The organism is Corynebacterium sp. HMSC064E08 (assembly GCF_001811805.1).
Lineage (GTDB): Bacteria > Actinomycetota > Actinomycetes > Mycobacteriales > Mycobacteriaceae > Corynebacterium > Corynebacterium jeikeium_D.
The window spans coordinates 176,910-189,914 of record NZ_KV806692.1; the positions used below are offsets into that span (position 1 = coordinate 176,910).

10 protein-coding genes and 1 pseudogene are annotated in these 13,005 nt (G+C 60.9%); 9 read left to right on the forward strand and 2 right to left on the reverse strand.

All coding sequences use genetic code 11. From position 1 onward, the window contains the following. Positions 1–111 precede the first annotated feature (111 nt). The 8 genes from HMPREF2820_RS01500 to HMPREF2820_RS01535 all read left to right on the forward strand — a co-directional run bounded on the left by HMPREF2820_RS01500 (position 112) and on the right by HMPREF2820_RS01535 (position 8,700). A complete protein-coding gene (locus tag HMPREF2820_RS01500; protein WP_070602413.1) occupies positions 112–942 on the forward strand; it encodes a sulfurtransferase in 831 nt (276 codons plus the stop codon). Between the two features lie 188 nt (positions 943–1,130). Next, positions 1,131–3,152 (forward strand): type III secretion system chaperone family protein, encoded by a 2,022-nt coding sequence (locus tag HMPREF2820_RS01505; protein WP_070602415.1) that lies wholly within the window; start codon positions 1,131–1,133, stop codon positions 3,150–3,152. A 51-nt stretch (positions 3,153–3,203) separates the two neighbouring features. Beyond that, positions 3,204–3,764 (forward strand): orotate phosphoribosyltransferase, encoded by a 561-nt coding sequence (gene pyrE / locus HMPREF2820_RS01510; protein ID WP_049189439.1) that lies wholly within the window; start codon positions 3,204–3,206, stop codon positions 3,762–3,764. 101 nt (positions 3,765–3,865) lie between these two features. Beyond that, positions 3,866–4,711 carry a lysoplasmalogenase family protein gene (locus HMPREF2820_RS01515; protein ID WP_070602417.1) on the forward strand — a complete coding sequence of 282 codons (846 nt, stop codon included), beginning with the start codon at positions 3,866–3,868 and terminating at the stop codon, positions 4,709–4,711. Further along, positions 4,698–5,369: a TrmH family RNA methyltransferase gene (locus tag HMPREF2820_RS01520; protein ID WP_038626765.1), complete on the forward strand. Its 672-nt coding sequence runs from the start codon at positions 4,698–4,700 to the stop codon at positions 5,367–5,369. The genes HMPREF2820_RS01515 and HMPREF2820_RS01520 overlap by 14 nt, the downstream gene beginning before the upstream one ends. 69 nt (positions 5,370–5,438) lie before the next feature. Then, positions 5,439–6,656 (forward strand): glycoside hydrolase family 76 protein, encoded by a 1,218-nt coding sequence (locus HMPREF2820_RS01525; RefSeq protein ID WP_005510131.1) that lies wholly within the window; start codon positions 5,439–5,441, stop codon positions 6,654–6,656. A 132-nt stretch (positions 6,657–6,788) separates the two neighbouring features. After that, positions 6,789–7,199, forward strand: a complete 411-nt coding sequence (locus tag HMPREF2820_RS01530) for a DUF3151 domain-containing protein (protein WP_016421545.1) — start codon at positions 6,789–6,791, stop codon at positions 7,197–7,199. Positions 7,200–7,296: 97 nt separating this feature from the next. After that, complete coding sequence (locus tag HMPREF2820_RS01535) at positions 7,297–8,700, forward strand: FUSC family protein (protein WP_070602419.1); 1,404 nt, start codon at positions 7,297–7,299, stop codon at positions 8,698–8,700. 29 nt (positions 8,701–8,729) lie between these two features. On the opposite strand, the pseudogene HMPREF2820_RS01540 reads toward HMPREF2820_RS01535, so the two are convergent. Both HMPREF2820_RS01540 and HMPREF2820_RS01545 read right to left on the reverse strand, forming a co-directional pair. Next, positions 8,730–9,620: pseudogene (locus HMPREF2820_RS01540) on the reverse strand (IS481-like element IS5564 family transposase); the annotation flags it as partial. Between the two features lie 39 nt (positions 9,621–9,659). Continuing rightward, on the reverse strand, positions 9,660–12,545 hold the full coding sequence (locus HMPREF2820_RS01545) for a Tn3 family transposase (protein WP_011116984.1): 2,886 nt from the start codon (positions 12,543–12,545) through the stop codon (positions 9,660–9,662). A gap of 125 nt (positions 12,546–12,670) precedes the next feature. Here HMPREF2820_RS01545 and HMPREF2820_RS01550 point away from each other — a divergent pair. Next, positions 12,671–13,005, forward strand: a 335-nt coding sequence (locus HMPREF2820_RS01550; protein ID WP_141751974.1) for a recombinase family protein, incomplete at its 3' end; no start/stop codon positions are given.

The following is a 13,005-nucleotide window of genomic DNA, read 5'->3' on the forward strand; positions in this document are numbered from 1 at the left end:
CATGAGGTGAAAACGGCCAGGTGGACAGCATGTTCAGGTACCCTCCCAAGCTCCTAGTTTTAATAACGTACATATCGCGCTACCAAGTCAATCGATTTAGAATCCGGAATTATGACAACATCCATCTCGGTACAAGAGCTTCGTGACAAGATTGCCGGCGGCGGTCGTATCGTCGTCGTTGACGCACGCTGGTCGCGTGCTAAAAAACCATATGACTCCTACGCCACGGCTCACATCCCACTGGCCGTGTTCTGTGATCCCGAGTTGGACCTAGCAGGTGTTCCAAGCCGAGAAGCTGGTCGCAACCCGTTGCCGGATATCGAGCGTGTGCGCGATGCCGTCCGTCGATGGGGAGTCCGCTCGGAGCATCTGGTGATCGTCTACGACGCGGGCGATGGACTGTTCGCGTCACGCGCTTGGTGGATTCTGCGCTGGGCAGGTTTGGAGAATGTGCGTGTCCTCACCGGTGGGTTAGCTGCTTGGGAAGCAGATGGAAACGAGACTGCCTTCGGGCCCGGAAATCTGCCGCGGCCTGGAACGATTGCGGTGAGTGAAGGCAATATGCCTGTTGCCAGCCTCGATGACGTACGCACCTGGTCTGAGCGTGGAATTTTGGTGGATGCGCGTGAGCCCAGCCGTTTTGAAGGTCGTAGTGAGCGCGTCGATCTGCAGGCGGGTCACATCCCGGGTGCCGTGAACCTGGCGGCTCGCAGTCTGCAAAATGCCGACGGCTCCTTCCTGCCTGTTGAGCAGCTCCGTGAGCGCTTTGCCTCCGTCGGTATCGAAGACGGTCGCAATGTAGCGGTCTACTCCGGTTCCGGTCTTCATTCCTCGCTGTTCATTCAGGCTATGGAAGAAGCGGGCATCACGGGCGCCTCTCTGTATGTCGGTGGCTGGTCCCAGTGGGCTGGCGATCCGAGCCTGCCTATCGTCCGCTTCTAAGCGGGCCCGGGCCAGGGCGACCGCCCCAGGGCCCCAGATGTGCCGTCCATGTGGCTTTTGCCCCTCGCCCTTTACCGTCCTAGAGAGTCCTGAACGCTCTCGCCTCGGGCATTGGTATTGCGCCAGACGGGGGACGGCATCTTGTCGCTGACCAAATAGAACGGCTTCTGGCTTAAGCTAGGAGATTAATGATTCCCCTAGTATTCACCCTCGCAGCGATTCTCATCATCGCCGCAGTCGCGCTGTTCGTTGTCGACCGCCGCCGTCGCAGCACAAGTGAGACTGCTGTGGCGTCTCCGTCATCGCCATCGCTTTACGACGAGCCCTCGGACTCCACCGGCGAAGTAACCGGTGTGGCGGCAGAAGATGTTGTGTCCGAACAGTCGGATTCTTCGGAGCAAGGCAGCCCCGAGACAACTTCTGTGGCGAGACCGAATGTCGCAGCTGACGCTGACTCTGAGGTTGCCGCTGAGACCGATAGCGCCGCTGAAGTTGATTCTGAAACTGAGGTTTCGACGACAGAACTGGGGACTTCAGCTGTAGAAAAGACACCGACGGAGCCTGAATCTGTCTCGGGAATCGAGCCGGCGGCCACTGCTGAAATGCCCGAAGCAACAGAAGACGCGGGTGCTGCCGAAACATCGGAAGCAGCAGCTGATCTGAATGCGGGAACGGACGTGACTCTCCGAAGCGGCGCGGAGTCTGGCACAGAATCTGGAGCAGGGCCTGGCGCGGAGCCAGCCGAGTCGGTGACTGCTGAAGATACCGATACCGCGGATCAGCCCGAGACAGGTTTAGTAGGCGATGCCGTTGCCACAGGGGCCGACAGCACCACCGCTGTTGACGCTCGCACTGGAACTGTTGGCGGTACAGAATTCCGGGCTGCAGCCGGCGAAGATGCCGAGACTGGCGAAGTACCGCAACCATCCGATCGTGCGGCGCGCACCCAGGCCACCCTGCCCACTGAGTCCACCCCGCCCGCGCAACCGCAGCGCGCCCAGCAGCAGTCAGTGGCCCCTGTCCGTCGACGTATCAGCGGTCGCCGTGTGCGTCACCTGCGGAAGGCCTGGGCGCAGGAACGTAATTCTGTCTACAACCGTGTGGACCATGAGCTGCCGTCGTACTGGCAGCGTACGCCGGACGGCGATGCCAAGGCCGTGGTCTCCGGTTTCGCCTTTGGCCGGGAAATGCACCTCGCCGATGTCGGCGGCATCACCACCATCGCCATCCGCCGCTCTGTATCCAGCGATGAGGTTTTCGAGTTGCGCCGCAGCGGCGGCACGACGCTGCCTCACGTAGCTACCGAAGCCGGCCTGGTAGTCGCAGCTACCGACCCAGAGCTCATTCATCGCATCTTCGACGACCGTGCAACTCGCATGCTTGCCGGCGTACACCCGGCCATTACCCGCATGTGGTCTGAAAACTCCTGGTCCTTGGCTCAGCTGATTGATAATTCAGTGCCAGAGGACTGGGACGGTGCACTGGCATCGCTGTCGGACTTCTCCGACATTGCACGCAGGTTGCCACCAGCGGAAGGCGAAACCGTCGCTCCGGACACTAATCAGTGGGATCCCACTCGTTTGCAGCTCACCGAGCAGTCCGTTGACTCTGGTTCCTTGATTTCGGATGGAACCGGGCGTGGGCACTTGCACGCGGTACCAGATCAGCGTCGCAACGGTTCTGCTAACCACGAATCGCAGGATCATAGCTCACAGAACGGGCATGCCCAGAGTCACAGCGCGCAGAATAGCAAGGGCGAAGAGCCGCTGGATGTTGAGGAAATTGTTTACGCAGATTCTCCTTCGTCCTCGTCCGCTGCTACCGCGGATGCAACCACGGATGATTCGCAGTGGCCGTCGCAAAGCAATGCGCAACCCACGGTGGTGCAGGCGATTGACGGTTCGTCGTGGCGCCCTACGCGGGATATACCGCTGGATCCGACGGCGCTGCCTTCGCGGTCAACGGCACGAAAGATGGGTGCAAACGTTGGTGAGTCGGAGGACATTGGGGATTCTGGCCAGCAGATTCCTGCGCTTGGTGAGGACCCCGAACATAGCCGGATGCGCTCGAGCCAGGGGCGTGTGGTGCGATCAAATGTGAAGCCCGCCAGTATTTTTACCGACGCCGCCCCAGACCTCGACAGCAGCGACGACCCCACCGAATCTGTATCCGAGGACAAGGGCGCAACCCCTGATTCCGCGGACGAGTAGAACCAGACATATCCTTGAGCACACAGTCGTTTATTTAGGAGACAACCTCAGATGAGCATCCACACGAGCAATGTCAATCAGGAGAAGCTGCAGCGTTTGGCCGAGTTGGTCAAGGAGCTGGCGGTTGTTCATGGCAAGGTCACGCTGTCGTCTGGACGTGAGGCTGACTACTACGTTGACCTGCGCCGCGCCACCCTACATCATGAGGCCTCGCGTCTGATTGGTTCCCTGCTACGGGAGCTCACTGCCGACTGGGACTACGCGCACGTCGGGGGTCTGACGCTTGGCGCGGACCCGGTGGCTACCTCTGTCATGCACGCCGAAGGGCGTCCAATTGATGCCTTTGTGGTGCGTAAGGAAGCCAAGAAGCACGGCATGCAGCGCCGCATCGAGGGGCCGGACATTGTGGGCAAGAAGGTCCTGGTTGTTGAGGACACCACCACCACGGGCAACTCTCCGCTGACCGCCGTCGCTGCCCTACGTGAGGCCGGTGCTGAGGTTGTCGGTGTCGCCACGGTGGTTGACCGCGCGACGGGTGCCGGCGAGGTCATCAAGGCTGAAGGCCTGGAGTACCGTTACCTGCTCGGTTTGGATGACTTGGGTCTGGCCTAAGAGTCTGAGCGCTAGATTTTTCGCCTAGCCTCACCCAGCTCACCGCCCCTCGCCCCGATCCACCCCGCCCCAACGCAGTCCCACGAAAGAGGAACATCCCCATGACCACCAAGCGCGCAGGACTCCTGTCCAAGCTCACCATGACCAAACTTCCCGGCACCAAGGAAACCGTCGCTGACATGTTTGTGCGTCGCACGGGCGAGGGTCTCGGCGCACTCGTCGGTATCGCCAGCGCGAGCTCCGACACCCGCCGTGCCCCAGAACGTGCCGGCTATATCGCCGCCAGTGCGGTCAACGTTGTCTCCAGTGCCTTCGGTTGGGAGACTCCACGTCGAGTTTCCAAGACTGTCCTCATGCCACTGTTGGCGGCCAATGTTTGGCGCCGTCGCCACGAGACGTCTCGCTTTACGACGACCACCCTGCTCATCGGCCTCGCCGGCGGTTGGCTGGGCGACTTGATTCTCATGCCGAATAAGCCGAACCTGAACCGCGGTTCTGTGCCGTTCGCAGTTAACCAGGTTGCCTACCACGTGCTGCTGTGGCGTGCCGGAGCTCGGATTAGCGCGCTGCGTGCTGCCATTCGCTTCCCACTGTGGGCTGGTTCGGTACCGCTGGTCGGTGCTGTAAAGCCCGAGGCGCTGCCCGCTGCTGTTGGCTACGGTCCGCTGCTGGCTGTGACCTCCGCACTGGCCGATGACCCGGCGCTGCTGGAGGGTGCCGGTGCTGTCGGTACTGATGAGCAGACCGGCCTGCCGATTGCCGATGCCGCCTACGGCCTCGGCCACGGTGGCAACCTGTTCCTCGTCTCCGACACGCTACTGATGGCTCGAAAGATGTTTGCGGAGGAGGGCGTCGTCGGCAAGCTTCTGAATGCGGCAGTGATGGACACCTACACCGTGGCGCAGTTGTTCCTGGTCGAGGGGCTGTTGGCTCTTGACCGCGCCTGAGCCCGGGAAGGGGCCGACGGAATGGTTTGAGGCTCGTGTCGGGGTGGGGCCGTGGGAGCAGGAGCACCCGAACGAACCCCGGCCGACCGGCCCAGAATACGATGAGCAGCTTCTGGATGAGGGCGACCGACGTAATGTCGTCGATGCCTACCGCTACTGGACGATGGAGGCTATCGTCGCGGAGCTGGATAAGCGTCGTCATCCGTTGCATATCGCCATCGAGAATTTTGAGAATGACTCCAACATCGGCACCGTGGTACGCACCGCAAATGCCTTCCTGGTGGAGGCCGTGCACATCGTGGGGCGCAAGCGTTGGAATCGTCGCGGCGCGATGGTGACTGACCGCTACCAGCACTTGCTGCACCACGAGACGGTGTCGGAGGTCATTAGCTGGGCGCGCGAGCATGATTTGGCTGTCGTGGCCGTGGACAATGTGCCGGGCTCCGTACCCATCGAAACCGTTGAGTTGCCCGAGCGTTGTCTTTTGCTCTTCGGCCAGGAGGGGCCGGGAGTGACTGAAGAAGCACAGCAGGCGGCGGATTTGACGGTGTCGATTGCCCAATTTGGCTCGACGCGTTCGATAAATGCGGGGGTAGCGGCGGGTATTGCCATGCACTCTTGGATTCGTACTCATGCAGATATCACCGCGGCCTGGTAATTGTCTGCTTAGGTGTTTTATTTCGAAGGCTGTTTTAGAGCTGTTTCACAGCCGTTTTAAGGAGAGCCAGTGGTTCTAAAAATGTCGCGTCCGGAGGCCGAAACGTGGGCCTATCGTGCGGACGTGGCTGAACAGGCGATTCGCAACCGTCATGCGGCGAAGCTGTGGGGTCTTCCGGGCACGAATTTGGCAATGGCTTCCTGGCCCGCGCCGCTGCGACATAAGGTCTTCATCAACTGGCATTACTGGTGGCAGGCGCAGTATCTCGACTGCCTGGTAGACGCAGCCAAGCGCGTGCCTTCTAAGGAGAAGTACCGCGCTATCCGCCAGACCACTCGGGGTATCCGCATTCGCAACCTCACGCTGCTGACCAAGAACAAGTACTACGACGATCGCGCGTGGATGGCGTTGGCGCTCGGGCGTGCCGACGCGGTCCTCGGCGCATCGGTGCCCAAGAAGACGACAGCACGGCTGATTTCATGCTTGGGTGATGGTCGGCAGGAGTCCACGGGTGTGCTGCCGTGGCGTGAGCAGGACCTCTTCTTCAACGTTCCCTCGAACGGTCCTGCAGCCATCGCTCTGGCCCGGGCTGGTCGTATCAAGGAGGCAGAGGAACTTATCGATTGGGTTTACGCCAACCTCCTGGCGGACTCAGGGCTGCTCTACGACGGCATTCGCTTGTCCATGGCAGGTGCCGTCGTACAGAAGGGCATGTTTACGTACAACCAGGGTGTCATGATTGGCGCTTGCCTCGAAGTGGGACTTGCGCTTCGGGCGCACGGCCAGCGTGAACAGGCGACGAAGTATTTCACGCGCGTGCAAAACCTCATCCACGCGGTGGCAAAGGATTTGGCGACCACCGACAATGTCATCGCCGGTGCCGGTGGCGGCGATGGTGGTCTGTTCAACGGCATCCTCGTGCGATACCTCGCCGATGCGGCGGTGCGTTTGCCTGGAGACAATCGCATGAATCGCGCGGCGGCCCGCATTGCTCGCCGACTGGTTCTGGCGTCGGGGGAGAAGTGCTGGTACCACCGCCTCGAGGTTGATGGCCTGCCGCTTTTCCCCGCAGATTGGAACGACAATGCTCAGTTCCCACAGGGCGGTTCGGTTGCGCAATCAGTCGGTGGCGCGGTTCGCGGTTCGGCGATTAAGGAGCGTGACCTCTCTGTCCAGCTGTCGGGTTGGATGCTGATGGAAGCGTGCGCCCGAGTGGCCGATTTTGTTGCGACCAAGCTGGAAAATGGTGAGTCGTTGGATTCGACGAAGCCGAGCTGCCCGGAGTAGTCGGGGAACGCTAGTTGGTCGTCATCTGGCGCTTGCCGACGTCGCACCACCACGCTGTGCCCGCCGTTGCCAACAGAGAGTCACATACTGAGCCCCTGCCATCGCCACGTGATGCCTGGCACAATAGGACGCATGAAACTCAATGACATGATGGCTCCTGCTCCCGTGAAGCTCCCCGTTCTTGACGAGGCCGTTGCTGCCCGCAACGGTGGCGCAAGCCCGGAGGCCGTGGTTCGCGCATGCCCGCGCGATTCCCAGGCTTGGGCGGATTTGGCTGAAAGCGCTTTGTCCGAGGGCCAGGAGATTCAGGCCTATGCCTTCGCTCGCACTGGTTACCACCGCGGTCTGGACCTGCTGCGTGGAAACGGCTGGAAGGGGTTCGGAGCCATTCCGTGGGAGCACGAGCCGAATCGTGGTGTGCTTCGCGCCTTCGCAGCGTTGGCTAAGGCTGCTAAGGCTATCGGCGAGGATGATGAATTCGATCGCATGATGGCGTTGCTGCGTGACAGTGATGAATCCGCGCTGCCAGAGTTGGGTCTTTAATCGCGCACAGAGATTCAGCGGGCACATAAGAGTGCACAACAGCACAACGGGTACATAAAAAGCGCACAGTTTTTTACATGAGGATGGTGACTTCGGCATGGCTGGCATGGCTGGTGGGGAAGATAAGGACGCCGCAGCTGCCAGGAATCTAGAGGACATTGGTCCCGCGCATGTCGACGACCTCGTCGAAGCTAAGGAAACGCAATTCGTCGAGGATAATCCGCGCCCGGATTTCCAAGATTTTCGCAATACGTACCTACATCCGGCCTCCCGCGCAGCAAACAAGTTGCGTCAGAAAGTGAGGCCCCGCACGCGTTTCCTCCATGCGGTTGATCGTGTGCGCTCCCGTTGGATGCTCATTGTTCAAGCCACGTTAGCTGCCGGGTTGGCCTACTGGTTCGCACTTGAGGTCCTGGGGCACCCCAACCCGTTCTTCGCGCCGATGGCCGCTTTCATCAGCCTCAACGTGATGACCGCAGGTCCTCGCCTAAAACACTCTGTGGAGTTGGTGCTCGGCGCCTCGTTGGGAGTCGGCATTGGTGATGTGATTATCTCCATCCTCGGCTCGGGTATCTGGCAGCTGACCGTCGGTGTGTTTGTCGCCATGGTCATCGGCGTGTTTGTCGGTCGAGGTCCACTTGTGGTGAACCAAGCGGCATCTTCAGCCGTGCTCATCGCCACCATTATTCCGCCGGGCACCGCTGGTTCTTATTACCGAATGATTGATGCTCTCGTCGGTGGTGTGGTGGGCATTATTGTGCTCATGATATTGCCGCGAAGCCCGCTGGCGGGTGCTCGCCGCAAGGTGGCCAAGGTCCTCGACATGGGTGCAGACGTACTTTATGACATCGGCATCGGCATGAAAGAGGGCGACACCGATCGCATCCGCACCGCACTGAGCGTGGTGCGCTCCATGCAGGCGCAGGTCTCGCTGATGGACCGCACCGTTGCCGACGCGGGCGAGCAGGTCCGTATCTCGCCGTTGCTCTGGCGCTCCCGGGATCGAATCCACTCGCTGTCACGCATGGTTCATCCCGTCGACAACGCCATGCGCAACATCCGTGTGCTCGCGCGTCGCGCTATCACCGCACGTGAGGATCACATCGACTTCTCGTCCGAACTGTGCGCACTTGTTCTCGGCGTGTCTGAAGGTACGCGCCTGGTCAGTCATGTGCTTGACGACGAAGCCGCCGTGCGCCGAATCCCAGAGTGGGGCGAGTTGCCTTTCGAATCCGGCGACATCGCTATCGCTCAGCTTTCCGAGGGATCCGGAGAGGTCAAGCTTGAAGACGTGGTTCGGTACTTGCGTCGTCTAGCGGCGAAAATGCACCCGCGCGTGATCGAGGACGCAACGCTGTCGGAACAGGTTGTGTTTGCGCAGTCCCGCTCCTTGGTGGTGGACCTGTTGCAGGTGTGTGGCCTGTCCAGACGTTCAGCTGTGGCAACTCTGCCGCCGACGACGCCGTTCCCAGCAATGCCGCCGGAGGTATGGGACGAGTAGCCGGTGAGGAGTGGGTGAGTAGCGGCTCGCTAGGTGTGATGTCCAGGGACGTTGTTGAGTCGGTCGAAGGGTACGCCGCCAATCGCAGAGTGGTGTCGGTGGTGGTTGTAGAAGTGGAGCCAGCCGGGCAGCGCCAGGCGTCGTTCGGCCTCTGAACCGTAAAACCTGGCATAGGCCCAGCCGTCCCCGAGCGTGCGGTGGAATCGCTCGATCTTCCCGTTCGTCTGCGGCCGGTAGGGGCGTGTCCGCTTGTGTCGGATGCCGAGCCGAGCGCAGAAGTCCCTCCATGCGTGGGATCTGTATGCCGACCCGTTGTCGGATAGGACTCGCTCGACGGTCACGCCTCGTTCGGCGAACCAGGCCACGGCGCGTTCGAGAACTCCCACCGCTGTGCTCGCCTGCTCATCCGACCAGATTTCTGCGTATGCGACGCGGGAGTGGTCGTCGATGACTGTGTGAACGAACGCCGTCCCGGTGCGCGGCTTGTGATCTTTTCCTCGTGGTAATCCCGGAGTCGCGAGCTTGTTCCGTGCGCCTTGCTGCCGACCTACGTAACGATGTCCACCGCCGTCGGGGATGTTGCCGAACTTCGTGACATCGACATGAATCAACGATCCCGGATGAGGATGCTCATATCGCCGCAATGGCTCGCCAGTGACACGATCGATATGCGAGAGGCGGTTCACGCGGCAACGGACGAGGACCGCGTGAACAGTCGACGTCGAGAGACCAAGTCGCGCAGCGATCTGGGCTGGCCCCAGTCGAAGCCGCCAGCGCAGGTTGATGATCTTCTTCTTGACATGCTCGGGCGTCCTGCCTGGGATCCGGTGCGGCTTGCTGGAGCGATCCTGCATCCCAAACTCACCCTCTTCCCGGTAGCGGCCTGCCCATTTCCGGGCAGTGATCGGGGAGACCATGAACATCTTGGGGTCGTTTGCGGGAGGGGGCGGAATCCTACGCTAAGGCTTTGGCCAGCGATATTCTCCGGTGAGATTGATGTGTTCCCATCCGAGCGGCGAAACATGGGCCAAGAGATCGGGCGATAGCAGCTTTCCATCGCGTTTCTGGTTTGCAACGACCTCGCCGAGCTTCATGGTGTTCCAGAAGATGATGATGGCGGCGAGCAGATTCATGCCGGCGATGCGGTAATGCTGGCCTTCGGCGGAACGGTCGCGGATTTCACCGCGGCGGTGGAAGCTGATTGCCCGCTTCAGCGCATGATGAGCTTCGCCTTTGTTGAGCCCGATCTGGGCACGCCGTTGGAGTTCGGCATCCAGAATCCAGTCGATCATGAACAGGGTGCGCTCGACGCGACCGACTTCCCGCAGGGCTGTCGCGAGCTCGTTCTGCCGCGGATAGGAGGCGAGTTTCCGCAGAATCTGGCTTGGCGCGACGGTCCCGGCAGCAATGGTGGCGGCGATGCGCAGGATGTCGGGCCAATTGCGCTCGATCATGGCTTGGTTGACCTTTCCGCCGATCAACGCTCGCAGGTGCGCCGGGGCGGCCGACGGATTGAACGCGTAGAGCCGTTTGGATGGCAGGTCGCGGATGCGCGGAGCGAACCGGTAGCCGAGAATGGCACATGCGGCAAAGACGTGATCGGTGAAGCCGCCCGTGTCGGTGAACTGCTCGCGGATATGGCGTCCAGCATCGTTCATCAGCAGGCCATCGAGGATGTAAGGCGCTTCGCTTGCCGTTGCAGGAATCACCTGGGTTGCGAACGGCGCATATTGGTCGGAGACGTGGCTATAGGCTTTCAGGCCCGGGGTATTGCCATATTTCGCGTTGACCAGGTTCATGGCCTCACCTTGCTCTGTAGCGACGAAGAACTGTCCGTCGCTCGAAGCCGACGTGCCCATGCCCCAGAACCGGGCCATGGGTAACGCTGCCTGTGCCTCGACCACCATGGCCAGCGCCCGGTCATAGGCTTCGCCCTCGACATGCCACCGTCCAATGCGGATCAATTCCCAGAAGGTGTGGGTGTTTGTCGCATCCGCCATTTTGCGCAAGCCGAGGTTGATCCCTTCCGCCAAGATAACGTTCATTAGCCCGATCCGGTCAGCGCAGGGTGCTCCTGTGCGCAGATGGGTGAACGCTTCGGTGAAGCCGGTCGCCGCATCCACCTCCAGCAGGAGATCGGTGATGCGCGTGGGCGGGATCTGCTTGTAGAGATCGAGCACCAGATCTTCGGCGCCTGTCGGCGCGGCGGCTTCGAGTTTCTCGATATGCAGAACGCCGTTTTCAATCGACCCGCCCGGGATCGTGCCTGCGCGAGCGGCACGGCCAAGCTCGCGCAACCGCATGTCGAGGCGAGCTTGCCGGTCTGCCAGCCATTCCTCCGGCCGCAATGGCACAGCGAGACGACCGCCTTCCGCGATGGCTTGTGCCGGAACGAGTGCGTGTTTCAGATCGCCATAGCGCCGGGACCTAGTAAGCCAGACATCTCCGGAGCGGAACGCATCGCGCAGATGGAACAGCACCGCGATCTCCCATAGGCGAGCGTCGCCAGCCCTCTGGGCCCGAAGGTGGCGATGCCATTTCGAGCTGGGCCGCAAGAAGCTGGTCATCGCGGCATCGTTCAAACCGGTACGAAGGGCCGTCACCGCTTCCAGAAGCGGCAGTGCAACGGGCGCAGCTCGCAGATCGAGCAGGCGCAACATGCGTGGAGCGTATCGGCGGAAGCGGTGATAACCGTCGAGCACATGATTGAGCGGATCGTCGGCCATGGTGGCGGTCAGCCTGGTTGCCATTGCAACAAGGGTTTTTAAGCCGTCCCACCCTGACCCACTCGCGATGACATCGCCCAGCGGCTGGCCATCATCCTGTGCATCGACCAGGGCGCCCCCGATCTCGGCGAAGGATTTCAGGGTGTCACGCACCACCCCCGCTTCGTCTGCGACCTTTGCATGGCAAATACGCTCCGAAGCACGGTAGAGACGGCCGACGATCCGGTCGTGGGTTTCGACCACTGCGTCGGCCAACATCGCCTGCCATTCCGAGACGCAAACAGCCAAGATCGCAAGCCGCCTGTCCTCCGGGAGATCGCGCATGCCGTCGGCATAATACCGTTCACCCTGCCTGCGCAGACGAGTCACCCGATGGGCAGGAACGCCGGCAAGCAGATCCTCGGGGAGATCGACGCGTTGCAGATATTCGAGCCGGTCGAGCAGCCGGTTGGCCGACGAAGAGTTCGAGCCAGGCTCGAACTGGCGCAGCCACACAAAACGGGTCACCCGATCATCAGCCGTCTCCTCGAGCAATGCCAGCAACTGTTCTCGGATCGACATAGGCAGCCGACTGGCGATCCTCGTCTCGATGCGTCGCTCGGCATCGACGAGAGCCGCGGCACAAAGCCGCTCGATCGTGGATGTCGCGGGAAGGACAGTGCGGGTGCGTCGGCACTCGGCTACGAAGCGACGGGCGATATCCTCGTTCGACACCGCCATCTCGGCTTCTCGGAACAACCATTCCTTCAGCTCGCTCGCACCACGTCCGGAGAAGGTGCGGAAGCCGTAGAGCCCCCGTAACTCGGCAAGATGCTCGTGCCGTGTTTCCTCGCGGGCAGCATAGTCTACGAGATCGTCGGCACCCAGGCCAAGCTGCGCTCCGATAAATTCGATGACCTCTGCAGGGATCAGTTCGCCTGGAGCCAGCACCCGGCCGGGATAGCGCAGGACACACAATTGCAGGGCGAAGCCGAACCTGTTGTGAGCGCGCCGACGCAGCCTGATATGCCCAAAGTCTTCATCACTCAGCGTATAGTGCTTGAGCAAATCCGTCTGTGAAGTCGGCAAGCGCAACAGCGCGTCTTTCTGCCGATCGGTTAGAGTGACGCGACGCGGCATACATGTTCCTTTTTCAAAATCTGATAGCGTTCAAGACGCTTTGTTTATGAAGCTGGTTGAGATACATTTCCAGAGGTCAATGCAATCGTGGCCGAAGCGCCGCCTCAAACCAACGTTTGTGATACATGCTGATCGGATATGCCCGCGTCTCCAAAGCCGATGGCTCGCAGTCTCTCGACCTGCAGCACGACGCCTTGCGCGCCGCAGGTGTCGAACGGGACAATATCTATGATGATCTTGCTTCCGGCGGTCGTGATGATCGCCCTGGCTTGACTGCCTGCCTCAAGTCATTGCGTGACGGCGATGTGCTGGTGGTCTGGAAGCTCGATCGCCTCGGACGATCGCTTGCCCATCTGGTCAACACGGTGAAGGAGCTGTCAGACCGCAAGATCGGCCTGCGGGTTCTGACTGGAAAGGGCGCTCAGAGGCACTGTTGCAAAGTTAGCGATGAGGCAGCCTT

What these genes read in the sequence shown, in the direction of transcription:
- HMPREF2820_RS01500 (WP_070602413.1), top strand. Translation starts at nt 112, where the DNA reads ATGACAACATCCATCTCGGTACAAGAGCTTCGTGACAAGATTGCCGGC.
- HMPREF2820_RS01505 (WP_070602415.1), top strand. Translation starts at nt 1,131, where the DNA reads ATGATTCCCCTAGTATTCACCCTCGCAGCGATTCTCATCATCGCCGCA.
- pyrE (WP_049189439.1), top strand. Translation starts at nt 3,204, where the DNA reads ATGAGCATCCACACGAGCAATGTCAATCAGGAGAAGCTGCAGCGTTTG.
- HMPREF2820_RS01515 (WP_070602417.1), top strand. Translation starts at nt 3,866, where the DNA reads ATGACCACCAAGCGCGCAGGACTCCTGTCCAAGCTCACCATGACCAAA.
- HMPREF2820_RS01530 (WP_016421545.1), top strand. Translation starts at nt 6,789, where the DNA reads ATGAAACTCAATGACATGATGGCTCCTGCTCCCGTGAAGCTCCCCGTT.
- HMPREF2820_RS01535 (WP_070602419.1), top strand. Translation starts at nt 7,297, where the DNA reads ATGGCTGGCATGGCTGGTGGGGAAGATAAGGACGCCGCAGCTGCCAGG.
- HMPREF2820_RS01545 (WP_011116984.1), bottom strand. Translation starts at nt 12,545, where the DNA reads ATGCCGCGTCGCGTCACTCTAACCGATCGGCAGAAAGACGCGCTGTTG.